The sequence below is a fragment of the Novosphingobium sp. 1529 genome, from assembly GCF_040544855.1.
Taxonomy (GTDB): Bacteria; Pseudomonadota; Alphaproteobacteria; order Sphingomonadales; family Sphingomonadaceae; genus Novosphingobium; species Novosphingobium capsulatum.
In genome coordinates, this window is the sequence record NZ_JBEPKW010000003.1 from 477,130 (window position 1) to 501,721 (window position 24,592).

Sequence of the window (24,592 nt, forward strand, 5' to 3'; positions counted from 1 at the left end):
CCGTGGAGCCGCGCGCGACGGCCCTTGGCTCAGGCGGTGTGCTGGCCGGGCTGCACATCGCCGCTGGGCAGGATCGCGTCGGCCTCGCCGGCTTCCTCGTATTCGTGGGGGAAGCGCCGCTTGTGGCGGATCGAGGCATAGAGTGAGAGGCCGATGATCACCGCGCCGATCAGGCCGGTAACGATCTCGGGCACGTGCACACGGATGCTGATCAGCATGATCACCGCAAGCGCGACGATGGCATAGAAGGCGCCGGGTTCGAGAAAGCGAAACTCGCTCAAGTGCCCGCCGCGCACCAGGGCCACGGTCATCGAGCGCACGAACATCGCGCCGATGCCCAGGCCCAGCGCGATCAGCAGGATATCGTTGGTGATGGCAAAGGCGCCGATCACCCCGTCGAACGAGAACGAGGCATCGAGAAACTCGAGATAGACGAACGCCGCCGCGCCCGAGCGGACCACCTTGCCGGTGGCAGCATCTTCTTCGCCGCCCATCAGGTCACCGAATTTCTGGACCGCGAAATAGGTTGCCACGCCGGCGAGGCCCGCGATCAGGAACGTCTGCTGTTCGCCCGGGTGCAACCAGAACGAGAGCGCGCCAACCACGATCGCGGTGACCAGATAGGGCGCCAGGGGCAGCCGCGCGAAGGCCGCCAGCGGCCGTTCGATCAGGCCGATCCAGTGATGTTCGCGGTCGGTATCGAAGAAGAACGAGAGGCCCACCAGCATCAGGAATGCGCCGCCAAAGCCGGAAATGCCCACATGCGCGCCGGTCACGATCGCTTCATAGCGCGCATGATCGGCAATCGCGATGCGCGCCGCTTCCCATGGAGAGACGAGCGCGGCGACCGAGACGATCAGGATCGGGAAGACGATGCGCATGCCGAACACGGCAATGATGATCCCCCAGGTCAGAAAGCGGCGTTGCCACAGCGGGTCCATGTCCTTGAGAATGGAGGCGTTGACCACGGCGTTGTCGAGGCTGAGCGAGGTTTCCATCACGCCGAGCACCCCGGCGATGAACACCATCGAGAGCGCCGGGCCAAGCAGCCCGGTCTCGACATAACCGAGCACGCCGGCGAGGATCAGGCAGACGACCGTGAAGATCATCGAGCCGCGAAAGGCTTGCATGGGAATGACGCTTTCTTGTTGCACTATTGGGTCCCGCGCCGGGCGGGCCGGCACGCGTGCTGCGTTAACGGATCGTCGGCGCGGCGCCAACCAACGCTTCACCATGAAAAAAGGCGCGGGTGCCGAATTGTCCGGCACCCGCGCCTCAGGCGGTCCTGCTGATCGGGCGCGGTGCGCCGGTCAGAAGTTCTTGGTCAACGAAATCTGCACCGTTCGGGGCAGCGCGCCAAAGCCCATGAGATCGGCATGCAGCGCATTGGCCGTGCCGGTGCCGCTGCCGGTGAGCGGCGCATCGACACCGCCGTTGATATATTGCTTGTTGGTCAAGTTCTTGCCGATGATCGCCACCTGCCAGTTATCGTCGCTTGCGCCCAGGCGCACGCCCACGTCGAGCACGGCATAGGCGGGATTGCGCGAGAACTGCTCGCCAAAGCCGGAGACGAGATACGACGCGCTGTAGCGCGTATCGATGTTGAGCCCGGCCTTGAGGCCATTGCCCACCGGCGTTTCATAGTTCGCGCCCAGCGTGCCGGTCCAGTGCGGGGCCATGCCCAGCGGCTGGCCCGTCAGGTTCTGGCGCGCGCCGGTGCCGCCTGCGGCGATCGGGGTGCCGGCGGTGGTCAGGTTGCAGCCTTCGGCAATGCTCTGCCCGCCAAAGCACGGCGCGACGGGGAAGTTGCTGTAGGTGGCATCGTTGTAGTTCATGCTGCCATGCACGTTGAGGCCCGACACTGCGCGCGGAGCAAATTCGAACTCCAGCTCGACCCCCTTGGTCGTGGCATCGGCCGTCAGCGTCTGGAACGCCACCTTGACCGAGTCGAAATAGTCGGTCTGCAGGTTCTTGTACTTGTAGGAATAGATATTGAGGTTGAGGCGCAGCTGGTGATCGGCCAGCGTGCTCTTGATCCCGCCTTCAAAGCCCTGCACGGTTTCGGGGTTGAACACGAAATCGGCCGCCGGGTTGGCCGAGGCGAGCGAATAGATCCCGCCGTTGGAGAACCCGCCCGACTTGTAGCCCGTCTTGTACGAGGCATAGACCATCACGTCTTGCAGCGGCTTGTAGGTCAGCGAGAAATCGGGCGACCAGTTGTTGAACACCTGGTGCGCGGTCACCTGCGAGCCGGCCCCCATCGGCCAGACGCCGATGAACGTGGGGCTGGTATAGGGCTGGATGAAGAAGCTGTCCTTGGTTTCGTGGGTATAGCGCACGCCGGCATCGAATTCGACCTGGGGCACGATTTTCCAGATCGCCTGGGCAAAGCCGGAAATGGTCTGCCCGCGGGTATAGCTCGATTTGGTGCCGTCCTGGTACTGGTTGATCCCCTGGCTCGGGATGTTGTTATAGCTGTAGCTGACGAACTGCGCGAAATCGCGGCGGGTCTTTTGATAGAGCACGCCGGCCATCAGGTTGACCGGGCTGTCATAGTGGGTGAGGGCGCGCAGCTCGTTGGAAAAGGCCTGCCAGCTGGAGTTTTCCGTGGCCCAGACCGAGCTAGCGCTGGAATTGAATTCGCACGCGCACAGCCACTGGTTGTTGTTCCAGTTGTAGTTGGTCACGTTGGTGATCGTGACCTTGTCGAGATCATAGTTGAAATTGTTGGTGACGGCGGCGGATTTGTAGCGGTTGTAGAGGCTGCCATCGCCAGCATAGGGAAAGTTCTTGGCCACTTCGCTCGGCAGGTTGTTCTGGTGCGTCACGAAGTTGTAGCCGCAGGTATAGCCGTTGATCTGCGTCTTTCCGGTGGGGCAGTTGTACGCCACATAGTTATAGCTGGAATTGTTGGCCTTGTTGTAATCGAACGAGGCCTTGAGCGTATCGGTCAAGGCGCTGCTCGGTTCGTATTTCAGCGTTACGCGGCCGAGGAATTCGCGGTTGCCCGGCTGGTTGCTGCTGGTGGGATACGAGGTGTAGGTCGGGCTGGGCGTGGGCGAGAGCGGATAGGTGATGGCAAAGGGCTGCGACACGTTGTCATAGTAGCCGCCCCAGGCCTTGGTGCCGCGCACCGCCACGCGCAGGCCCAGATCATCGGTCAGCGGGCCCGATGCCACGCCTTCAAGCTGTGCCTGCTTGGCCTTGAATTCATAGCTGGCCTTGGTGCGGAACTGCCAGGTGGGGGTGGGATCGGCGGTCTTGATGGAAATGACCCCGGCCGTGGCGTTCTTGCCGAAGAACAGCACCTGCGGGCCCTTGAGCACTTCCACGCCGGCCAGGTCGAAGAACCCTTCTTCCAGCACGCGGCCCTGGCCGTAATAGACCCCGTCGACCACCGTCGCCACCGATTGCTCGATCCCGATCGACGTGGAGGACGAACCGATGCCGCGCAGCGCGATCTGCGCAGCCGATCCGTTGGAGGCGTGGCCCACGGTAAGGCTGGGCGTGGCGGCGGCGATCTTTTCGATGCTGGTGATGTCACGCTGCACCAGGGTCTGCGCGGAAATGGCCGTGACGGCGACCGGCACCGACTGCGCGCTTTCCACCCGCTTGCGCGCGGTCACGATGATTTCAGCAAGGCCGCTTTCGTGTTCGGCGGCAGGCGGTGCATCGGCTGCTGCGGGCGGTGGCGCTTCGGCGGCGAGGGCGGCGGTGAACGGAGCAAGGGCCAGCGGGCCAAAGGCGGCCGCAGCCATCAGGCAATGGGCTTTGCGAGGCATGGTACTCTCCCTGGCGAGCGCTGTGGTGCGCGTCTGTTGTGCGTGGCTGGGGTATGGTTGAACTGTTCTGGTCCCAAGCCTTGAGGTTAAGCCACGAGCGCCGCGCCGCGCCTGCCTCCGACAATGGATAGGCCTAATCCTTTGACTAGGTGGCGTGAGCCCGGCGCAGCGGGCAGCACATCGGCCAACGAACCGAGAGGATGATGGCTGGCCATGGCGCAGAACCGCTTCTGGAGATTGGATGCGCGCCCGCAGGGCCACGATTTTGCCAGCGCCCTGTCGCTCTGCACCGAAACGCTGGCGCCGCTGGGCGATGGCGAGGTGCGGATCGCGGCCGAATACCTGTCGATGGATGCCGGCACGCGCATGTGGATGAGCCCGCGCACCGATGGCTATCAACCGCCCCTGCCGCTGGGCGCCAAGATGATGGGGGTGGTGCTGGGCCGGGTGTGCGAGAGCCGCGATCCGCGCTTTGCCCGTGGCACGCTGGTGCGCGGCTTTGGCCAGTGGGCGCAGTTCAGCACCGTCATGCCCGATCCCGCCGGCCTGGTGGCGGTGGACGATGACGTGGCCGATATCCGCCAGCATTTCGGCGCGCTGGGGATGAATGCCTGGACCGCTTATGTGGGCGTGGCCGAAGTGCTGGGCCTGGCCGCCGGGCAATGGCTGGTGGTGTCGGCCGCCGCCGGGGCCACGGGCAGCCTGGCCTGCCAGATCGGGCGCAACCTGGGGCTGCGCGTGATCGGCATTGCCGGCGGGCCGGACAAGTGCCGCTATCTGCTGGAAACCCTGGGGGTTGACCAGGCGATCGACTACAAGAACGAGGATGTCGCCGCCCGCCTCGCTGCAGTCGATGGCGGAGTGCACGGCTATTTCGACAATGTCGGCGGGCCGCTGCTCGATGCGGTACTGCCCAACATGGCGCATTATGGCCGCGTTGCGGTATGCGGGCTGGTGGCAGGCTATGATGCCGACAAGCCGCTGCCCGGCCCGGCGCGTTTCGACCAGATCCTGATGCGCCGGCTGCGGGTAGAGGGCTTTTTCATTCCCGATTTCCTGCATCGCGGCGCCGAATTCATGCCGCGCCTGCGCGCCTGGTTCGACGCCGGCAAACTGGTGGCGACGATCGATGAAACCGTGGGCCTGGAAAACACCCTTATCGCCTATGATCGCATGCTGACCGGCAAGAGCCTGGGGAAAGTGGTGGTGAAGCTGTGACGCAGACAAGGCTGGCCACCCTGGCCGATCCCCTGACCGACTACGTTGCGCGGCGCGATATCACCGATGCGCTGCACCGCTATATGCGCGGGCTGGACCGGCTGGACGAGGCGCTGTTCCGCAGCGCGTTTCATTCTGACGCGCAGATCGATTGCGGCGTCTATGCCGGTGATCTTGATGGGTTCGTGACTTTTGCGTTTGGCTTTCTGGGGCAGATGCAGGCCAGCCACCACATGCTGGGGCAAAGCCGGATCGCAATCCACGATGCCGCCCGCGCCAGCGGGGAAAGCTATTTCCAGGCGTGGCACGGTATCCGCGACGCCGATGGCGCTCCGCGCGATCTGTTCATCGCTGGCCGCTATATCGATGCCTATGCCTGCCGCGACGGGCAGTGGTGCATCGTGCGCCGTACCCTGATCAGCGAATGGGCGACCGATATGGCCGCCACCGGCCAGGCGCACATGAATGCACCGCAAACCCTGCGCAGTGCGCGCGGCGGCCACGATCTCTCCGACAGGCCCGCCTGGTAGGCCCGGTTTACGGGCGCAGCTTGTTCTGCGCCACGCTCACCGCGATAAAGGCCACGATCCCGATCGGAAACCACAGGCCAAACTTGTGGGTCAACAGACCGATCGCAGCACAGATCAGCAGCGCGCCAAAAGGTGTGAGGTTCTTCATGCTTGCTGTCGTAACGTATTGAAATGTGCTTTGGCCACCGTAATTTCCGCGTGCCGAGCCGAACGCAGGTCAGCGTTGTGGCGTCACACCTTCCAGGGTGGCGATGCGGGCGCGCAGGCGGGCTATCTCATCCTGGAGCGGCTGGGTGATCTGCGCCAGGTCTGCCGCGCCGAACCGGGGCGTAATGTGTTGCGGGCAGTTCCAATCGAACCCGACGATGTCGATCACAAACGCACGCTCGCCGATCGCGGCATAGTCTGCGGGCATCAGCGCCGCGACATCATCGGGGTCGCTGGTGGTGCGGGCATGGCCGATCAGTTTCAACCGGCGCCGCGCGGGATAGTCCATCAGGAACAGGCAGACCCGATCGTGGGCCGCGAGGTTACCGGTCGAGAGGAACTGCCGGTTGCCCTGATAATCGGCAAAGCCGATGCGGTTGCCGGAAATCCGGCGGAGAAAGCCCGCCGGCCCGCCGCGATGCTGCATATAGGGCCAGCCGTGTTCACTGATGCTGGCGATATAGAAGCTGTCACGCGCGGCGATGAAGTCGAGCTCACGCGCCGTGAGGATGTCCGCGTCGCCCGCTTGCGCTTCCATGCGCGCATAGGCGGTGCGCGAGCCGTCCTGCTCTTGCAAGGCGCGGGAGTGGGGGCCGAACATGGTTCGCAGGAATGTCTGTGCCATCAGGTCTCGTCCTTGGTAACCGTGTCGGGCGCGGTCCCTGCGTGCGGGGAAGCGGCAAGGGCGGCCAGCAACGTGGCCTGGAGCCGCGCAACGATGCGTTGGAACGAGGCCGCCTCGTCCAGCGCCCGTGCCAGCACGATCGCGCCCTGGATGCCCGACACCGCTTCTTCGGCAAGCGCGAGCGCCAGGCCCTGTCGTACCCCGCCTTTTTCCAGGCATTGGGCCAGCGCCTTGATCCAGCGCGCAAAATACCCTGCCAACTTACCGGAAAAGGCCTGGCCGGCGCTGTTGAGGCCAAGGCACCCGACGATGCACACCCGCCTGCCCGATCGGAAGTAGGCGGTCACTTCAGCGAACATGGCGATGATCGCCGCTTGCGGGTCGGGCCCATCCTCCAGCGGCTGGAAGATCGCATCGACGAACCAGGCGTCGATATTGTCGAGCACCGCCGCCATCATTTCCTCCTTCCCGCCGGGGAAGAAGTTGTAGAGGCTGCCTTTGCCCAGGCCCGTCGCCTGGGACAGCACGGCGAGGCTCGCGCCCTCGAAGCCGTGCTCGCGGAATGCTTCGGCCAAGGCCGGCACCGCGCTCTGGCGATCGGTGAGCACGCGCCGGGTTTTCACAGGCCAAGCTCGCTCAGCGACGGATGATCGTCGGGCCGCCGGCCCAGCGGCCAGTGAAACTTGCGGTCGGCCTCGGCGATCGGCATTTCGTTGATGCTGGCGTGGCGGTTGGACATCAGGCCATCTTCGGCAAACAGCCAGTTCTCGTTGCCATAGGCGCGGAACCACTGCCCGCCATCGTCGCGGTATTCATAGGCATAGCGCACGGCGATGCGGTTGCCGGTGAATGCCCACAGTTCCTTGATCAGGCGGTATTCTTGTTCCTTGTTCCACTTGCGCGTGAGAAAGGCCTGCGCCTCTTCGCGGTTGGTCGCGAACTCAACGCGGTTCCGCCAGCGCGTGTCGGGGGTATAGGCCAGCGCCACCTTGGCGGCATCGCGGGTGTTCCAGCCATCTTCGGCCAGGCGCACCTTTTCAGCCGCTGTTTCGGCGGTGAACGGGGGGAGGGGGGGACGGGACACGTCTGTTCCTTTCGGGAAGCCGGCAGCGGTTCCAGCAGCGAGAGCCGTGGATGCAAGACCAGCATTGCAATGATGACGATGGAGCGATCGATCGCTCGACTCAGCACGACTGTGCCTTGTACTGATCAGTACATCATTTGACCGAATGGTACAAACGGAATTTCGTGCTGCGTTCGCGTGGTGTCAGGCCTTGGCCATGATCTGGGCCTTGTGCTCGGCCTCGGCCGTCTCTTCCTGGCCGCGCTGCCGGGCGAAATGGCGGATGATCCATTCGCGGAACAGGTAGATCGCCGGGTCTGAAAGATCTTCGGCATGAAGCTTGAGGTAATAGCCATAGCCATCGCCGGCCACCGCATCGTAAGGCATGACCAGGTTTCCGGCGGCGATTTCGGGGCCGAACATGTCGATATCAGCCAGGACCACGCCCGAGGCGCCAATGGCATAGCGCACAGCGGAAAAGGCAGTGTCAAAGGCCAGGCCATCGGTGCAGTTGAGCGTGAGACGCTGCTGGTCTGCATAACTGCTCCACAGCAGGCCGCGAGGTTCGTTATCCAGCTTCACATGCAGCAGTTCTGCGGAATTGAGGAATTCCTCCAGAGACTTGCCCTTGTGTTGTTCCCATGTGGCGGGCGAGCACAGCGGCGCGACACGCACCATCCACAACAGGTCGGTGACCATGTCGCCCACGTTGGGCCGGTCGAACACGATCGCCATGTCGAGATTGCCCGGCGGCGCGCCCGTGGCGTTGGAGGTGGACACATCGATGCGGATCTCGGGATGCTCGCGGCGGAAACCGTGGATCAGCGGCAGCGCCGTCTGATAGAGCAGCGAGGGCGGGATGTGCACGCGCAAGGGGCGGCTTTCCATGTCCTGGTTGCGCACCACGTTAAGCGTCTGCTCCATGCGGTCCAGACACTTGCTGACCACGGGCAGCAAGACTTCGCCCGCCGGGGTCAGCTTGAGGCCCGACGCACTGCGTTCGAACAGCGGCTTGCCGATCAGGTCTTCCAGGCTGCTGACATGGCGGCTCATCGCGCTTTGCGTCACCGTCAGCGCCTGGGCGCCGGCGGTAAAGCTCAGGTAGCGGCCCACCGCCTCGAACGCGCGCAGGGCGTTCAGCGGCAACCAGCGGCGATTGATGAGCCCGTTCGGTCCGATGGTGGTGGCTCCCGTTCTTGGCAGTCCGCCCGGCCGGAAAATGCCGGCACGGCCGAAAATGCGCGTTTCCTTGATCTGCGTCAATTCCATCGGATTTTTGTCGCGCGCCGGCCACGGCGAAAATCGCATGCGGGCATGACTTAATCGGATTCGCGAGAGCCGCGCCCCCCGTGCCAAGACCCATGGTGCCATTTTGAAAGGACGCACAAGGGTGAACCTGGTCGACATCAAGGCCAAGCTTGACGAACGCCGCCCCGGGCACAGCCTGCCCCAGGCGCTGTACAACGATCCGGCCATGTTCGATTTCGACATGACCGCGATCTATGGCCGTTCGTGGCTGATGGCCGGTTTTACCTGCGAACTGCCCGAGGCGGGATCGTGGTCCTCGCTCAAGGTCGGGCGCTGGCCGATCCTGATCGTGCGCGACAAGGGCGGCGCGATCCGCGCGTTCCACAATTCCTGCCGCCACCGCGGCGCGATGCTGTGCAAGGAAGGCACCGGCCGTTCGCCGCGCCTGGTGTGCCCCTATCACCGCTGGACCTACAACCTCGATGGTTCGCTGCTGAGCGCGGCGCGCATGCCGGCAGATTTCGACAATGCCGATCATGGCCTGCGCGAAGTGAAGATCGAGATCGTCGCCGGCGTCATCTATATCTGCCTGGCCGACGATGCGCCGCCGTTCGAAACTTTCCGGCGCGAGATGGAAGCCCTGCTGGCGCCGCATGACCTGGCCAATGCCAAGGTGGCCCATGTCGAAAGCCTGACCGAATACGCCAACTGGAAGCTGGTGCTGGAAAACGGGCGCGAGTGCTATCATTGCCAGGCCTCGCACCCCGAACTGGCGCGCACGTTCCCGGTCAGCGCATCGTCGTATTTCGAATTTGGCGAGGCCGATCACGCCGCGCAGTTCGAGGCGCGGATGCAGGATCTGGGCCTGGCCATGGGCCCGGTGGGCGAGGATTGGTGGCAGGCGATCCGCTTCCCGCTCAACCCCGGTATGCAGACCATGTCGATGGATGGGCAGCCGCTGGTGGCGCGGCCGATGGTGGCGGCGGGCGATGGCGACGTTGGCTCGCTGCGCTGGGCGCTGGAGCCGCACAGCTTTGCCCACGCCGTGGGCGATCACCTGTTCTTCTTCAGTGCCATGCCGGTCGGCCCGCGCGAAACCGTGGTGACGGCCAAGTGGCTGGTGCACAAGGATGCGGTGGAAGGCGTGGACTATGACCGCGCCAAGCTGGTGGAGCTGTGGAACACCACCAACCTGCAGGACAAGGAACTGGCCGAAAACAACCAGGAAGGCGTCGATAGCCCCGGCTACACGCCTGGCCCCTATTCGCCCGAGGCTGAAGTGCTGGTGGTGCGGTTCGTCGATTGGTATTGTGCCAAGGCGCGCGAATACCTGGATATGCAGCTGGGTGCCGCGACCTCCGATGGCGCTCCTGTGGCAGCGGCCAAGGATCTCAGCCATGCCGCATGATGCCGGCGGCGTGCGGCCCGAAACCCTGGCCGTGGCGGCGGGCTATGATCCGGCCCAGGCGGGCGGCGCGGCCAAGCCGCCGGTCTATCTGACCAGCACGTTTGTGTATGAATCCGCCGCCCAGGCCAAGGCCATTCACGAGGCCTATTTCGATGGCACCGGGCCGGAAGTGGGCCAGACGCACCATATCTATGCCCGCCTGGGCCATCCCAACCTCGACATGCTGGAAAGCCGGCTGGCGGCGGTGGACGGGGCAGAGGCGGCCGCGGTATTCGCCTCGGGCATGGCGACGCACAGCGCGATCGCGCTGGCGCACTTGCGCCCAGGTGACAGCGTGCTGCATTCCCGCCCGATCTATGGCGGCACCGATGGCCTGCTCAACCAGTTCATGCCGCAATGGGGCGTGACCACGGTGGACATCATCGATGGCTGCAACGCCGATCACGTGCGCGCGCAGGCCGATAAGGCGCTGGCCGCCGGGCCGCTGGCGATGATCGTGATCGAAACCCCGGCCAATCCCACCGCCGCGATCACCGACCTGCCGATGATCGTCGCCCTGGCGGACGAGATCGGTGCGCGCACCGGCCGCCGCCCAGTGGTGGTCTGCGACAATACCCTGCTTGGCCCCTTTGCCCAGCGCCCGATCGCGCTGGGGGTGGACCTGTGCATGACCTCGCTTACCAAGTATTGCGGCGGGCATAGCGATCTGCTGGCCGGCGGTGTTTCGGGCAAGCTGGACCTGATCGTACCGCTGCGGCTGCTGCGCACCACGCTGGGCAGCCACCTTGACCCGTTCACCAGCTGGCTGGTGCTGCGCTCGATGGAAAGCGTCCACGTGCGGTCGGAACGTGCGATGCACAATGCCCGCGTGATCGCCATGTTCCTGCGCGATCATCCCAAGGTGGCCGGCATTACCTATCTGGGCTTCCTGCCCGAAGGATCGCCGCAACGCGCGGTGTTCGATCGCCAGTGCAGCGGTGCGGGATCGACCTTTTCGTTCCACCTCAAGGGCGGCGAGGCCGAGGCGTTTCGCCTGCTCGACGCGCTGCGCCTGATGAAAGTGGCGGTCAGCCTGGGCGGGTCGGAAACGCTGGTGTGCCATTCGGCCAGCACCACGCACTATGCCGTGGCGCCCGACAAGCGCCTGGCCGGGGGGATTACCGATGGCACCATCCGCATGTCGGTGGGGATCGAGCATGAGGACGACCTGATCGCCGACCTGGCGCAGGCGCTGGAGGTGGTGTGAGCGTGGTGGACAGCAACAACGAAGGTTTCACCGGAACCGATGCCCACGCCGTCAATGGCAAACTGCCTGGCGCCGATGCGCATTACGACCTGGTCGTGGTCGGCGCCGGGCCGGCAGGCCTTGCCGCCGCGCTGGAAGCGGCCGCGAACGGCGCCAGCGTGCTGCTGGTGGATGAGCACCCGGTCTCGGCCGCGCAGATGGGCAACGACGTGCCCTATTGGTTCGGCGGGCGGATGACTGGCGCGGTGGCGGCCAAGGCGCGGATGATCGAGCAGGTGTTCATGGCCGAGCCGCTGTTCGAGCAGGCGTTCGACGCCGGCATCGATGTGCAACTGGGTGTCTATGCCTGGGGCCTGTGGCGCAACCGCGCCAATCTGGGCGCGCTGCCCGAGCCGATGCTGGGTCTGGCCGATGAAGAGCGTTCCTGGACCGTGGGGTTCAAGGCGATCGTCCTGGCCACCGGCGCGCGCGATCTGGCGCTGGCGTTCGATGGCTGGGCCCAGCCTGGCGTGATGGGCGCGCAGGGGCTGCATGCCCTGCTCACGCGCTATGACGCCTTTGCCGGGCGGCGTCTGGTGGTGCTGGGCTCGGGCGATCTGGCGCTCGATACTGCGCAACTGGCACTGGACAAGGGGCTGGAAGTTGCTGCCCTGGTCGAAGTGGCAGACGCGCCGCAGGGCGACGCGGCCAAGGCGGCGGCGCTGCAGGCGGCGGGTGTGCCGATCCGCTGCGCCAGCGTGATCCGGGGGGCGCCCAGCGGCATCGATGGCGTGCGCGCGGCGTTGATCGGGCCGGTTTCGGGCGAGGGGCCGGGCGAAACGCTCGAATGCGACACGATCTGCATGGCGGTGGACGTGGTGCCGGCGATCGAGCTGCTCGACGTGGCCGGTGGCCGCATCGTGACCGACAGCGCGCGCGGCGGCCATGTGCCCCAGGCGCTGGCCGGTATGGCGCTGCCCGATGTGTTTATCGCTGGTGATTGCGCCGGGCTGGGCCATGGGCGTGAGGCTGCCGCCGCGCAGGGCCGCGTAGCGGCGCGCCAGGCGCTGGGTCTGGATGTGGCCACGCCCGAATTGGCGGCGAACGAAGCCGATCGGCTGGTCTATCGCCAGGCATGGCTGCGCGCGCTGGTGGCCGCCACGCCCGATACCGTGCACGTGTGCCAGTGCGAGGAAGTGAGCCGCGCCGATCTTTTAGGAGTGCAGCCGCCGCAGTATCTCGCCCGGCCTGAAAAGCTCGGCTGCCGCAGCCTGGAAACGCTGCTGCACGATGGCCCGCCCGACCAGGAGCAGATCAAGCGTCTGACCCGTGCCTGCATGGGCGCCTGCCAGGCCCGGCGTTGCCGCGAGCAGGTAGGCATGCTCTTGGCGATGGGCGCCAACCTGCCGATCGACCAAGCCCCGCGCGCCGGCTGGCGCGCCCCGGTGCGGCCCCTCGCGCTCAAGGTTCTGGCCGACTGGGACGAGGCCGAGGCGATGCGCGAAGGCTGGGACGTGTGGTTCGGCATTCCCACGCAGTGGACGCCCTATCGCGACATCGGCACCGAGCGGGAGGCGATGCACCGCGAGGCGCTGGGCGGCAACATGCACCTTTGATGACGACGGGACGCGACATGACGAAATCGGCAAATGGCGCCTCGGTCATCGTGATCGGCGCAGGGGTGACGGGCCTTTCGGCGGCATGGTGGCTGGCCCGCTCGGGCGTGGACGTGATCGTGCTCGACAAGGGCGTGGTCGGCTGGGAAGCCTCAAGCCGCAACGGCGGCGGCGCCTCGCACTATCAAAGCCCGCTGTTCGATGAAGAACAGCGCCTGTGGCCGATGATGGATGAATTGCTCGGCTATCCCACCGAATACCAGCGCGAGCGCGTGATCATTGCCGTCAGCGAGCGGCAGCTGCACCACTATCACTATATCGCCGGCATGTGTGGCGACATGGGCTATCAGGTGGACAAGATCGACGCGCAGCAGGCGCGCGAGATGGTGCCACTGGCGGGCGACAATTGCCTGGGCGGCATCCACCTGCGCTTTGGCGGGCATGCCAACCCGCAGCGCACGGTGCAGGCCTATGCCTGGGCCACGCAGGATCTGGGCGGGCGGATCATCCAGCATTGCCCGGCGCTGCGCATCGAAACCAGCGCGGGCCGCGCCACCGGCGTGGTAACGCCGCAGGGCACCTTGTCGTGCGACGCGCTGGTGGTGGCGGCCGGGCCGCAGATCTCCGGCCTGATGGCGCCGCTGGGCGTTGACGTGCCGCTCGCCGCCGCGCGTGCGGAAATGATCGTGACCGAGCCGGCGCCGCTGATGCGCTGGGGCGGGGTGGATGGCAACGGCCTCTATGGCCGGCAGACCCTGCGTGGCAACCTTGCCTATGGCGGCGGGCCGCACGAATGGCTTGAAACCGATCCTGCCGGCCCCACCGCGCGCCCATCGACGCCGCTGGCGCGCAACCTGGCGCGGCGCGTGGCCGAACTGCTGCCGGGCGCCGCACATCTCAACGTGATCCGCTCGTGGTCGGGCATCATCGAGAACACGCCCGATGGGCGCCCGATCATCGACCGGCTGACTCACCCCGAAAACGTGACCATTGCCACGATGTCGGGCGTCGGCTTTGGCCTGTCGCCGGCTTCGGGCCATGCCATCCGCGATCTGGTGATCGATGGGCAGGTCAGCTTTGCCGAGATCGACAAGCTCGCCCTGTCACGCTTTGCCGACCTGGCGCCCGATTGGCGCAGCCAGCGCGGGTGGGAGGCCTTGGCCAGCGCGGCGTGAGGCGCTGGCCAATGTCCGTTTGTCTTTGCGCGATCGCGCGGTAGTAAGGTTTCCCGCGCAACCACCCTGCGCGCCTTCCTGCTGTTCGAAAGTTGCACCCCCATGCGCGCATTCCTGTCATTGGCAACGGCTTCCCTGTTTTCGCTCGCCATCGCCGGCCCTGCCCTGGCGCAAGGCGCCGCCCCGGCGGCCGATGCCCCGGTTACGCCGATGACGCCCGATGTGATCGCGCATTTTGACCAGGTGCTGCCCTCGGCCGATTTCATCCGGCGCGAGGCGATGGTGCCGATGCGCGATGGCACCAAGCTCTATACCGTGATCGTGATGAAGAAGGGCACGCGCGGCGGCCCGATCCTGCTCTCGCGCACGCCCTATGACGCCTGGGGATCGACGCACCGCGTGGCGAGCCAGCGCATCGTCGATATCCTGGAAACGATGGACGCCGAATTTGCCGAAGACGGCTATATCCGCGTCTATCAGGACATTCGCGGCATGCACCGTTCCGAAGGCACCTATATCATGAACCGGCCGATCGCCGGGCCGCTCAACAATACCGGCATCGATGAATCGACCGATGCCTATGACACGATCGACTGGTTGGTGAAAAACGTGCCGGAAACCAACGGCAAGGTGGGCGTGATCGGCTCGTCCTACCTCGGTTTCACCACGCTGATGGCCGAAATCAATCCGCATCCCGCATTGAAGGCCGCCGTGCCGGAAAGCCCGATGGTCGATGGCTGGATGGGGGATGACTGGTTCCACAACGGTGCGTTCCGCGTCACCTCGTTGAGCTATGCGACCACCCAGGTGGTCAACAAGGGCGATGGCGGCGGCGATTTCGCGCTGGGCAAGGGCGATGATTACACCCGCTGGCTGGAAGCGGGATCGGTGGGTGATTTTGCCGCCAAGCTGGGCATCAGCCAGGTTCCTGGCGTGCGCAAGTGGCTGGAAAACCCCGCTTACACTCCGTTCTGGTCGGAACAGGCGGTCGACAAGTGGCTGGCCGCCCGCCCCTTGACCGTGCCGACCATGCTCGAAGTGGGGCAGTGGGACCAGGAAGACAGCTATGGCGCGCCCGCAGTCTATCGCGCGCTGGAGCCCAAGGACAAGAACAACGACATGGTCACCCTGGTGATCGGCCCGTGGCGCCATTCGGGCGCGAACCACGGCGGATCGAGCCTGGGCGCGCTCGATTTCACCGGCGATACCGCGCACGAATGGCGGGTGAAGTATCTGAAGCCGTTCTTCGATCACTGGCTCAAGGATGCGGCCGATCCGCACACCCCGCCGGTGCTGACGTATGCCACCGGGATCAACCAGTGGCAGGAAAGCCCACGCTGGCCGATGGGCACGGGCCAGGCGCTCTACCTTGGGGCCAATGGCAGTGCCGGCTTTGCCAAGCCGGGCGTGGCCGGGCATGACGATTATGTCAGCGATCCGGCCCACCCCGTGCCGTTCATCCCGCGCCCGTTGGACATGGACGATGGCGCGCAGTGGAAGCCCTGGCTGGTGCACGACCAGCGCTTTGTCTCCGGCCGGCCCGACGTGGCCGAATGGCAGACCGCCACGCTCGACAAGCCGGTGCACATCATGGGCGCGCCCGAGGTGGACCTCTATGCCGCCACCACCGGCACCGACAGCGACTGGGTGGTCAAGCTGATCGACGTCTATCCCAACGACGTGCCCGAGGCCGCCGACCAGGGCGGGCGCCCGTCGATGGCGGGATACGAGCTGCCGATCGGCATCGAGATTTTCCGCGGCCGCTATGCGCAAAGCTTTGCCAAGCCCGCGGCGCTCAAGCCGGGGCAGGTGGTGCACTATCATTGGGCGCTGCCCAACGTGAACCACGTGTTCCTGCCGGGCCACAAGCTCAAGGTGCAGGTGCAGTCCACGCTGTTCCCGCTCTATGACCGCAACCCGCAAACCTTCGTGCCCAATATCATGTTTGCCAAGCCCGGCGACTATCGCAAGGCCACGCAGAGCGTGTGGTTCGGCGGCGACAAGGCCAGCGCGGTGGTGCTGCCGGTGGTCGCCGAATAGCGGTTTCCTGCGCTGGCGGTGGCCTTTTTGGGATCCCCGATGCTGTGTCGGCTGGGGGCAGGGAGCGCGTGCGCGGTAGCGTGCCAGCGCTTTCGCGCCCAGGGCCGATATGGCACAGTGGCGCGCAATCCCAAGCCTGTGGCAGACGCGAGGCGTTCAACCCGCTTCGCCTGCTGCGGCGCCGAAGGGAAGGTACGAAGGACTGGCTAACTTGCGCATCGATAAACCCAGGGGGGACAGGGGCCGTAGCCCGGCCGAGACCCCGGAGCCCCCGGTTCATCGCCTCAACCTCAACCTGCTTTATCCGCTCGACGCGATTCTTCATGCGCCGACGCTGACCGAGGCGGGGCGACGGGTAAGGCTCAGCCAGTCTGCCATGAGCCATGCGCTGCGCCGCCTGCGCGACCATTTCGGCGATGACCTCGTCATTCATCATGCGGGTGGGGACCAGCAATTGACTTCCCTCGGCATGGCGCTGCGTAGCGAGGTTCGCCGCGTGTTGCGCGATGTGGACGGGACACTCAACTTCGCATTGTCGTTTGATCCGTCGACCAGCACGGGTACGATCACCGTTGCCGCATCCGACGTGGTCGAGCAGATGTTGCTTGGCCCTGTGGTCCAGCGCCTGTTGGCGGCCGCTCCCGGCCTCGCGATCAACATCGTTCCGCTGGATATCGATGTGCCGCAACGCGCCCTGGATCGTGGCGCCGACTTGCTGTTGCTGCCGGCCGAACTGGCATTGCCCGACCTGGAAACGCTCCCCATCCTTACGGAATATATTTCCTGTCTGATATGGAGGGGCCATTCCGAACTTGCCGACCGGTTCGACATAGACGAGGCCCAGTATCGCGGCGCGCGCCACGTCATTGCCGGCGACGAGCGGATGCTGACCATGACGGTCGATCGCAGCACGGCCGACCTGCTCAAAGCACGTCGCATTGCGATGCGCACCAGTTCGCAGGCTGCCCTGCCGGGGATCATTATCGGCAGCGATCTGTTGGCGACCGGCAGCAGTTGGCTGTTTCAGTACTTCGCTTCGATCATGCCGGTCAGGGCCGTCGCGGCGCCATTCGTGCAGGAAGGCGTCGTGACCGTGGCGCAATGGCCAGCCTATCGGCGACGGGATCCCATGCTCGCCTGGTTCGTGGCCCAGATCGAGGCCTACGTCGCACTGTTTTCAGCCAACGTCAGGGCCAGAGATGGCCATTGAACGTGTTCATGCCCGGCATGAACACTTCGAATTTGCGCGTAACCCAAGTGACGCATAGCTTCGGCTTCGACAGCAAAATCCCGCTGGTGCCAAGGGCGCCAAGACAGGGAATGCCGTCGCGCAGGAGGACGGCCGCGGTCGCACCCGATCGGGAAGCGACTGATCTTTCGCCGTAAGGCGAGTCCGTTTTTTGTCACAGGGTCTTGGGTTCACCGGACGGGCAACTGCGCCCGTCTGGGGATGGCGCTCGACCGTGGGGGGAGGGAGTTGCATCGTGCACATGACTGCTAAACGCCGTTATCTTTTGAGCGCCGCAAGCCTGGGTATTCTCGCGCTGGGGGGCGCCGCAATGCCTTCGACTGCGTCGGCGCAAGGTGCGCAGGCCAGCACGGCCATCGACCTGCCAGCAATGCCGATGGCCGAAGCGCTTCAGGCGATTGCAGCGCGAACGGGTGAGCCGATCAATTACGATCCCGATGCGGTCAAGGGCCTGACCTCGCGGCCGATACGCGGTGCGACGGATGCGCAACACGCGGTCCAGGCGGCGATCAAGGGCAGCCACCTTGTGGTCATGCCGGGGTCACAGGAAGGGCTGGTTGTCGCCAACGACATCATCGTTACCGCCCGGCGTGACGAGGCGGAAACGAGCGTGCTCGTCCGCCAGGCGACCACGTCCGATCGCAACGGCCTGGGCCTGCGCAATCAACCGCGCAACACCCAGGTCATTACCGCCAAGACGATCGAGGAGCAGCAGGCCCTCAACATCACCGATATTCTGCGCAATGCCGGCAGTGTTTCGGTGCTGTCCAACAGCCCGAACAGCGGCGCCAGCTATACGATCCGCGGTTTTTCCGCCGCGGGCCTGGTCAATGGCCTATCGACGACATCGCAGTACGGTGTCAGCGCGGGTGCGGATCAGCCGGTCGCCAATATCGAGCGGGTCGAAATCCTGAAAGGCCCTGATGCGCTGATGGCCGGCTTTGGGAACCTGGGCGGCAACGTCAACGTGGTGACGAAAAAGCCCAGCGCCGAGCAGCGCCTTGCCGTCAGCTTTGATACCGGGTCGTTCGGGCTGGTGCGCGGCGTGGTCGATGGCAATAATGCGATCACCGCCGACAAGAAGCTGTCGGCGCGCTTCATCGCCAGTGCGCAGACGATGGATCATAACTATGGTGGCTATACCGGTGACAAGAGTTGGCTGGTTGCGCCTTCGCTACGCTACAAGGACCGCCTGACCGACATCATCATTGGTGTCAGCATCAACGAGGCGACGAGCGGTATTGGCGCGTTCACGCTGTTCGACAACAAGACGCGGCAACTCATCGATCGCGACCCGTCCCGGCCGATCTACGCGGCCAACCAGGGCATCAAGATCAACACCAACCGCTATTACTTCGAGGCGACGCGGCAACTCGTGCCCGGCATCGACCTCGTCGCGCGTGGATCGCACGATGATACCCTGTTAACGACCCGGGCCGCCAGCGTCGGCTACAGCCGCCAGGGCGCGTTGATAGCTGACACCCAAGGGTCGCAGCAGGATGGCTCGTCCAACGCGCTGGACACCTTCCTGCGCATCAAGACTCAGCCTGCCAAGGGCCTGAAAGCCAATTTCAACCTTGGCTACAACTACAGCGATGGTTCGGCCGCGCAGCGCAGCGGGCTGGTCTATAACCGCGCCACCAACCCATCACTGGGCGCCAATACTCCCTTGGTCGTGATCCCGTGGTCCTCGTTCGGCAACGTGCAACTTATCAGCGGCGGCAAGCAGAACGGCGTCTATGGCCAGGCCCTGATCGAGTTCTGGAAGCTCAAGATTCTCGGCGGCGTGCGCAAGAACTGGTTCGAGACTACGTCACAGACGTTCTTTGCCGTGCCTTCGTCCGTGCTGATGCAGCGCAAGAACGGCACCTCGCCCAGTGCCGGCATTATCCTGGATGCCACCCCCGACCTTTCGATCTTTGCCAATTACGCGCGCGGCGAGCAGGCCACGTTCACCGCGGCCAAGGACGGCAGCATCCTGCCCAATGTGATCACCACCAACAAGGAAGCGGGCATCAAGCTCGATCTCTTCCACAAGCGTGCGACGATCAACGCGTCGTATTTCGATATCCAGCAGGATAACATCATCATTCGCGATCCGGCTGACCCCACCAACCTGTTGCCCGGACCGGGCCAGCGCGGCCGCGGCGTGGACCTGAACATTGCCGGACAGCTGTTGCGGGGGTGGACGGTGCTGGCATCGCTTACCCGCACCAATTACAAGCTGTTGACGACCAATGCCCTGCAGACCGTCGTCGCGCAGCAACCGCGCGATACCTACAGCGTCTATTCGACCTATCGGACAAAGCTTTCGGACGACCTCAGCGGCGGTGTGGCGGCGGGCCTGTACGGACGATCAAGTTCCTTTGCCAATCTGCTGGGACAATATGTCGTGCCGGCGTCGCGGCAGGTGGACGCCAACGTGTTCCTGAGCTTCAAGGGTTTCAACCTCAATCTGGGCGTCCGCAACGTCTTCGATCGGCGGAACTACGGCTCGGCCTCGGTCTATACCTACGTGCCGGTGGGCGAGCCGCGCACGGTGCGTCTCAGCATTTCCAAGCGCCTTTTCTGACTGGGTATAATCGAGCGATGATGCCACCGCCTGCCAATGTCGAGGAGGCCCGCCACGAAGCGGGCCTCCAGTCCAACCAACCGGCACGGGAGCGCTGGGCCCACGCGTGGCGGTTGACCACGCGATACTTCGTGTCCGACGATTGGAAATGGGCGTGGTTTCTGGTGGCGTGCTATTGCGCGATCGAAGTGGGCACGACCTATGCGCTGTTGTTGGCCAATCAATGGCAGCGCCACTTCTATGATGCGATCGAGCAGCGCCAGGGTGGGCTGTTCCTGTCGCTGGTTCTTGCTTTCGCGACCATCATTGCAATTCAGATTGGCACGGCGACTGCCCACAATATCGTCGGCTGGACGCTGTCGATCCGGTGGCGGCAATGGCTGACGAACTGGTATCTGGGCCGCTGGTTCGCGCGCGATCGCTTTTACGAGATCGAGCGCCTGCGGATGATCGACAATCCCGACCAGCGCATCGCCGAGGACGTGAAGGAATTCACGTCCATGGGCCTGATCTATGGCACGTCCCCGCTCAGCATCCTGGTTTCGCTGGTGTTCAGCCTCATGCGGGCGATCGCGTTTGCCGCCATATTGGTGCAGACGGCGAGACCGCTTGCCATTCCCTTGTTTGGCTACCGCATCCCGCTGCCCGGTGGCGACCTTGTCTGGTTCGCCATCGGCTATGTCCTGTTCGGCACGGTGCTTATCACCTGGATCGGCAAGCCGTTTGTCCGGCGGCGCATGCGGGAGCAGCATTACGATGCCGATTTCCGCAGCGAACTGCTCCACGTCCGGCGCAACAGCGAACAGATCGCCTTTTCAGGCGCCCAGGGCATCGAACTGCACGGCCTTCGCCAGACCTTCGCCAACATCAGGCGCAACTGGTATCGGCTGATGCTGGCCAATGCCGGGTTGCAGGCGGGGCAGAGCGTCTATCAGCAGGTCATGGCGATCGTGCCGCTGTTCCTGACAGTGCCCAAGTATTTCGCTGGCGCCATTACGTTCGGACAGGTGCAGGCCGCCCGCGATGCCTTCACACAGTTTTCCAGCAACTTGTCTTATATCGTTCTCGGCTATCCGGGCATCGCGCGCCAGATCGCCAACTTCAACCGCTTGAAGGCCCTGGACGACGCGATCGATCACGAACGCCCGCGGGGCATCGGCTTTGCGCCGGGTGGCACGCCGGATGGCGTGGCCATCAGCGCAACCGGCTTGATGCTGCGCCGCCCGAATGGGGAGCCCCTGCTGTCGGTGGCGGACTGGACGATCCGCGACGGGGAGCGCTGGGTGATCGAAGGGCCTTCGGGTACGGGCAAGACCACGCTGCTGCGCGCCATGGCTGGCCTCTGGCCCGACGGGACGGGCCAGGTGGCGATGACCCGGCGTGGCACAGCGATGCTGGTGCCGCAGCGGCTCTACCTCCCGCTCGGCACGCTCAAGAACGCGATCTGCTTTCCCGATCGGTCGGAAGATCATGACGACGCGACCATCGCGGCATTGCTCGAACGCGTGCGGCTCGACGCCCATGTCGCGGACATGCACGCGCTGCGCATGTGGCAGGACGAACTGTCGCCAGGGGAGCAGCAGCGCGTGGCGCTTGCCCGCATTCTGCTGCAGCGGCCCAGCCTGCTGGTGCTGGACGAGGCGACGAGCGCGCTGGACGCCGACAATGCAGCGTATTTCTATCAAGCAGTCCTGGATGCGATGCCGCACGCGACCATCGTCAGCGTCGTCCATAACGAGCGGTTGGCGGCCTATCACACCCACCGCCTGACCCTGCATCATGGCCATGCCAGCTTTGCGCGGGTTGAGGGCGCGGCATGACCGCTTTGTTGACCCACGATGAGGCGGCCTTGCGCGATGCGGCGCAGTGGGCGGTCGAACAGGCGGCCAAGCGCGGCGCGCGGGCGCGCGCCTCGGTTCGGCATGAGGGCATCGCCAAGACGGCAGTGCGCGATGGCGAGATCGAGATGGCCGAGCGCAGCGGCAGCCAGAGCCTTGGCTTGACCGTGTTTCACAATGGCCGCCGGGGATCGGCCTCGACCGCGGGATTCGACCGGGCGGCGATCGACCGCGTGGTGGAAGAGGCGATGCTGATCGCCGCGCATGTCCAGCGCGATCCCGATGCCGATCTGCCGCCGGCCGATCGCCTGGCCTTTGCCGGCCCCGCACCGTTGCTCTATGGCGACAGCCCGCGCAGTGCCCAGGCGATGCTGGAAGCAGCGCGCGCGCTGGACCGGATTACCGCCGAAATCGCTGCGTCGGACAGCCGGCTGCGCGCCGGGGAGTCCGTGGCCTTGGCTACCGAGGGCCTGTGGGCCCTGGCGACCAGCGACGGGTTCTGTCGCACTGCATTGCGCTCCAACGATGCGCGCTGGACGGTGATGCTGGCGCAGGACGATGGTGGCAGCATTTCCGATTTCTGCCAGTCGCAGGAACGGCGGATTGAGGCCCTGATCGCGCCCGAAACGCTGGCGCGCGACGCGGCGGCGCGCGCGCGCCGGGCACTGGGTGCGCGGGCCGTGGGCAGCCGCCGTTGCGCGGTGTTGTTCGACCCGCGCACGGCCGCAACCCTGATCGACATCGTGGCTGGCGCGCTGAACGGGGCATCGCAATATCGGCGCATGAGCTTCCTGCCAGACCCGGTGGGGCGCTGCGTGGCCGCTGCGCATCTGGACCTGCGCGAAGATCCGTTCGAACCTTTGGGGCTGGCAAGCGGCGGCTTCGATAGCGAGGGGATCGCCGGCTCCTCGCGCGCGATCCTGCGATCGGGTGTTGCCGAGGGCTTGTTCCTGTCAAGCTTTTCCGGCCGCAAGCTGGGAATGGCATCGACGGGCAACGCCGATGGCTATTACAACCTTGCACTCACCAGCACGGCCGAAAGCGGCGATTGGGCCGCGATGCTGCGGATGCTGGGCAGCGGGCTGGTCGTCACCCACTTCCAGGGCGGAAAGACCGATCCTGCCAGCGGCAACTGGACGCAGGCAGTGCGGGGCTTCTGGGTCGAGGACGGCGAAATTGTCCATGCCGTCACCGACGTGACGCTTGCGGGCACTGTTCCTGCCATGCTGGCCGCCATTCGCAAGGTCGGGCGCGACGTGGCGCGGATCGGGGCGATCCGTACCGGCTCTATCCTGATCGACGACATGCAATTGGGGGGCAGGGCATGAACGGCGGCGACATTGCGCTCGACCGCGCGCGGGCGCGGTTGTTCGAACCGGCCGGGCTGGACGAGGCGGCGATCGGCCGCGCGCTGGGCGAGCTGGCTAGCGGCGGCGCCGATCTGGCCGATCTCTATTTCGAAGCAAGCAGCACGCGCAGCTGGCAGCTTGAAGGTGGCCGCGTGTCCCAGGGTATGTTTGCGATGCGGCAGGGGGTAGGCGCGCGAACGGTCCACCGGGGCGAGGTGCGCTTTGCCCATTCGGCCGATATCCGCCCGGGCGCGCTGCTCGATACGGCGCGTGCGGTAAGAACGCTGGCACCTGGCGGCGATGTCCAGCGCCATTCACCCGGTGTCGCACTCAGCCGCCGCACCGCCGGCCATGCGCTCTATCCCGCGCTCGATCCTGTCGCGGTTACGGAAGCCACTGCCTGGATCGCCATTCTGGAGCGGATCGACGAACGCGCTCGTGGCCAGGATCATCGCATCGTGCGGGTCGATGCCAATGTCCGTTTGACCGACACGACGGTGCTGGTTGCAGATGCCGATGGCCTGCTGGCGGGTGATGTTCGGCCGATGACCATCCTGTCGATGATCGTGATCGCGGAGCAGGGTGGCCGCCGCGCACGCGGGCAGGCGGGACTGGGACGGCGGGCGGGGCTCGATGGCTTCGATGCCGCCGCGATCGACACCATGGTCGCGACGGCGACGCGTATGGCGCTCAACAATCTCGAGGCGATCCCAGCGCCCGTTGGCGAAATGCCGATCGTGCTGGGGCCGGGCTATCCCGGCGTGCTGTTTCACGAGGCGGTGGGGCACGGTCTGGAGGGCGATCACCATCGCAAGCATCTCTCTGCCTTCGACGGCAAGATGGGCGAGCGGATCGCCGCGCCCGGTGTGACCGTGATCGATGACGGCGGCATCCCAGGGCGTCTGGGATCACTCGGCATCGACGACGAAGGCACCGCGCCCGATCGCACCGTGCTGGTGGACGACGGCGTGTTGACCGGGCTGATGCAGGACCGGCTCAATGCCGGGCTGATGAATGCCCGCTCGACCGGGAATGGCCGCCGCCAATCCTATGCGCACTTGCCGCTGCCGCGCATGACCAACACGTTTCTGGCGAACGGCCACGCGGACCCGACGGACATCATCGCCTCGATCGATCGTGGGATCTACGCCACCGAATTCGATGGTGGGCAGGTCGACATTGTCACCGGTCGGTTCAACTTCACCACGATCGAGGCCTGGCTGGTCGAAAAGGGCCGGTTGGTTGCGCCCTTGCGCGGCGCCACATTGATCGGCGTGGGTCATGAGGCGCTGCGCCACGTCTCGATGGTCGGCAATGACCTCGCGCTCGACAGCGGCATGGCGACCTGCGGCAAACAGGGCCAGTCGCTGCATGTCAGTGTCGGCCAACCTACGCTGCGCATCGACCGGATGATGGTCGGTGGGCAAGCCGGCTGACCTTATTTCCC

The 24,592-nt window shown here is 65.1% G+C and carries 19 protein-coding genes; 12 read left to right on the forward strand and 7 right to left on the reverse strand.

What is annotated here, in order from left to right; genetic code table 11:
• Positions 1-29: 29 nt before the first annotated feature.
• Entirely contained in the window at positions 30-1,130 is a 1,101-nt protein-coding gene (locus tag ABIC78_RS09980) for a DUF475 domain-containing protein (protein WP_309805003.1), read from the reverse strand.
• 180 nt (positions 1,131-1,310) lie between these two features.
• Positions 1,311-3,782 carry a TonB-dependent receptor gene (locus tag ABIC78_RS09985; protein ID WP_354489363.1) on the reverse strand — a complete coding sequence of 824 codons (2,472 nt, stop codon included), beginning with the start codon at positions 3,780-3,782 and terminating at the stop codon, positions 1,311-1,313.
• Between the two features lie 213 nt (positions 3,783-3,995).
• On the opposite strand from ABIC78_RS09985, the gene ABIC78_RS09990 reads away from it, so the two are divergent.
• Positions 3,996-5,000 (forward strand): NADP-dependent oxidoreductase, encoded by a 1,005-nt coding sequence (locus ABIC78_RS09990; protein ID WP_354489365.1) that lies wholly within the window; start codon positions 3,996-3,998, stop codon positions 4,998-5,000.
• Positions 4,997-5,530 (forward strand): nuclear transport factor 2 family protein, encoded by a 534-nt coding sequence (locus ABIC78_RS09995; protein WP_354489367.1) that lies wholly within the window; start codon positions 4,997-4,999, stop codon positions 5,528-5,530. Before ABIC78_RS09990 ends, ABIC78_RS09995 begins: the two co-directional genes overlap by 4 nt.
• Positions 5,531-5,537: 7 nt before the next feature.
• Here the strand turns inward: ABIC78_RS09995 and ABIC78_RS10000 are convergent, their stop codons facing one another.
• The 5 genes from ABIC78_RS10000 to ABIC78_RS10020 form a co-directional block, all read right to left on the reverse strand.
• Positions 5,538-5,678 (reverse strand): hypothetical protein, encoded by a 141-nt coding sequence (locus tag ABIC78_RS10000; protein ID WP_022674645.1) that lies wholly within the window; start codon positions 5,676-5,678, stop codon positions 5,538-5,540.
• A 69-nt stretch (positions 5,679-5,747) separates the two neighbouring features.
• Positions 5,748-6,362, reverse strand: a complete 615-nt coding sequence (locus ABIC78_RS10005) for a pyridoxamine 5'-phosphate oxidase family protein (RefSeq protein WP_354489369.1) — start codon at positions 6,360-6,362, stop codon at positions 5,748-5,750.
• Complete coding sequence (locus ABIC78_RS10010) at positions 6,362-6,985, reverse strand: TetR/AcrR family transcriptional regulator (protein ID WP_354489371.1); 624 nt, start codon at positions 6,983-6,985, stop codon at positions 6,362-6,364. The genes ABIC78_RS10005 and ABIC78_RS10010 overlap by 1 nt, the downstream gene beginning before the upstream one ends.
• Positions 6,982-7,446 (reverse strand): nuclear transport factor 2 family protein, encoded by a 465-nt coding sequence (locus ABIC78_RS10015; RefSeq protein WP_354489373.1) that lies wholly within the window; start codon positions 7,444-7,446, stop codon positions 6,982-6,984. Before ABIC78_RS10015 ends, ABIC78_RS10010 begins: the two co-directional genes overlap by 4 nt.
• Positions 7,447-7,629: 183 nt before the next feature.
• Positions 7,630-8,733: a LysR family transcriptional regulator gene (locus ABIC78_RS10020; RefSeq protein WP_169048483.1), complete on the reverse strand. Its 1,104-nt coding sequence runs from the start codon at positions 8,731-8,733 to the stop codon at positions 7,630-7,632.
• An 82-nt stretch (positions 8,734-8,815) separates the two neighbouring features.
• On the opposite strand from ABIC78_RS10020, the gene ABIC78_RS10025 reads away from it, so the two are divergent.
• From ABIC78_RS10025 to ABIC78_RS10070, 10 genes are all read left to right on the forward strand, one after another.
• Positions 8,816-10,081 carry an aromatic ring-hydroxylating oxygenase subunit alpha gene (locus ABIC78_RS10025; protein ID WP_354489375.1) on the forward strand — a complete coding sequence of 422 codons (1,266 nt, stop codon included), beginning with the start codon at positions 8,816-8,818 and terminating at the stop codon, positions 10,079-10,081.
• Positions 10,071-11,327 (forward strand): cystathionine gamma-synthase family protein, encoded by a 1,257-nt coding sequence (locus ABIC78_RS10030; RefSeq protein ID WP_022674651.1) that lies wholly within the window; start codon positions 10,071-10,073, stop codon positions 11,325-11,327. Before ABIC78_RS10025 ends, ABIC78_RS10030 begins: the two co-directional genes overlap by 11 nt.
• Positions 11,324-12,922 (forward strand): FAD-dependent oxidoreductase, encoded by a 1,599-nt coding sequence (locus tag ABIC78_RS10035; protein WP_354489378.1) that lies wholly within the window; start codon positions 11,324-11,326, stop codon positions 12,920-12,922. The genes ABIC78_RS10030 and ABIC78_RS10035 overlap by 4 nt, the downstream gene beginning before the upstream one ends.
• A 17-nt stretch (positions 12,923-12,939) precedes the next feature.
• The gene (locus ABIC78_RS10040; protein WP_354489380.1) at positions 12,940-14,097 is read left to right on the forward strand and encodes an NAD(P)/FAD-dependent oxidoreductase; all 1,158 of its coding nucleotides are present in this window, start codon (positions 12,940-12,942) and stop codon (positions 14,095-14,097) included.
• A gap of 102 nt (positions 14,098-14,199) precedes the next feature.
• The gene (locus ABIC78_RS10045) at positions 14,200-16,137 is read left to right on the forward strand and encodes a CocE/NonD family hydrolase (protein WP_354489382.1); all 1,938 of its coding nucleotides are present in this window, start codon (positions 14,200-14,202) and stop codon (positions 16,135-16,137) included.
• Positions 16,138-16,348: 211 nt separating this feature from the next.
• Positions 16,349-17,347: a LysR family transcriptional regulator gene (locus ABIC78_RS10050; RefSeq protein ID WP_354489384.1), complete on the forward strand. Its 999-nt coding sequence runs from the start codon at positions 16,349-16,351 to the stop codon at positions 17,345-17,347.
• A 349-nt stretch (positions 17,348-17,696) separates the two neighbouring features.
• Positions 17,697-19,958, forward strand: coding sequence for a TonB-dependent siderophore receptor (locus ABIC78_RS10055; protein ID WP_354489386.1), 2,262 nt, complete (start codon positions 17,697-17,699; stop codon positions 19,956-19,958).
• Between the two features lie 17 nt (positions 19,959-19,975).
• Positions 19,976-21,778: an ABC transporter ATP-binding protein/permease gene (locus ABIC78_RS10060; RefSeq protein WP_354489388.1), complete on the forward strand. Its 1,803-nt coding sequence runs from the start codon at positions 19,976-19,978 to the stop codon at positions 21,776-21,778.
• On the forward strand, positions 21,775-23,124 hold the full coding sequence (locus ABIC78_RS10065; RefSeq protein WP_354489390.1) for a TldD/PmbA family protein: 1,350 nt from the start codon (positions 21,775-21,777) through the stop codon (positions 23,122-23,124). The genes ABIC78_RS10060 and ABIC78_RS10065 overlap by 4 nt, the downstream gene beginning before the upstream one ends.
• Positions 23,121-24,581 (forward strand): metallopeptidase TldD-related protein, encoded by a 1,461-nt coding sequence (locus tag ABIC78_RS10070; RefSeq protein ID WP_107717773.1) that lies wholly within the window; start codon positions 23,121-23,123, stop codon positions 24,579-24,581. Before ABIC78_RS10065 ends, ABIC78_RS10070 begins: the two co-directional genes overlap by 4 nt.
• Positions 24,582-24,592 lie beyond the last annotated feature (11 nt).

Excerpts from the sequence above, each read along its gene's own strand:
- ABIC78_RS10040 (WP_354489380.1), top strand. The coding sequence starts at position 12,940 with ATGACGAAATCGGCAAATGGCGCCTCGGTCATCGTGATCGGCGCAGGG.
- ABIC78_RS10000 (WP_022674645.1), bottom strand. The coding sequence starts at position 5,678 with ATGAAGAACCTCACACCTTTTGGCGCGCTGCTGATCTGTGCTGCGATC.
- ABIC78_RS10030 (WP_022674651.1), top strand. The coding sequence starts at position 10,071 with ATGCCGCATGATGCCGGCGGCGTGCGGCCCGAAACCCTGGCCGTGGCG.
- ABIC78_RS10060 (WP_354489388.1), top strand. The coding sequence starts at position 19,976 with ATGATGCCACCGCCTGCCAATGTCGAGGAGGCCCGCCACGAAGCGGGC.
- ABIC78_RS10055 (WP_354489386.1), top strand. The coding sequence starts at position 17,697 with ATGCCTTCGACTGCGTCGGCGCAAGGTGCGCAGGCCAGCACGGCCATC.
- ABIC78_RS09985 (WP_354489363.1), bottom strand. The coding sequence starts at position 3,782 with ATGCCTCGCAAAGCCCATTGCCTGATGGCTGCGGCCGCCTTTGGCCCG.
- ABIC78_RS10065 (WP_354489390.1), top strand. The coding sequence starts at position 21,775 with ATGACCGCTTTGTTGACCCACGATGAGGCGGCCTTGCGCGATGCGGCG.
- ABIC78_RS10070 (WP_107717773.1), top strand. The coding sequence starts at position 23,121 with ATGAACGGCGGCGACATTGCGCTCGACCGCGCGCGGGCGCGGTTGTTC.
- ABIC78_RS09980 (WP_309805003.1), bottom strand. The coding sequence starts at position 1,130 with ATGCAAGCCTTTCGCGGCTCGATGATCTTCACGGTCGTCTGCCTGATC.
- ABIC78_RS10045 (WP_354489382.1), top strand. The coding sequence starts at position 14,200 with ATGCGCGCATTCCTGTCATTGGCAACGGCTTCCCTGTTTTCGCTCGCC.
- ABIC78_RS10020 (WP_169048483.1), bottom strand. The coding sequence starts at position 8,733 with ATGCGATTTTCGCCGTGGCCGGCGCGCGACAAAAATCCGATGGAATTG.
- ABIC78_RS10005 (WP_354489369.1), bottom strand. The coding sequence starts at position 6,362 with ATGGCACAGACATTCCTGCGAACCATGTTCGGCCCCCACTCCCGCGCC.
- ABIC78_RS09990 (WP_354489365.1), top strand. The coding sequence starts at position 3,996 with ATGGCGCAGAACCGCTTCTGGAGATTGGATGCGCGCCCGCAGGGCCAC.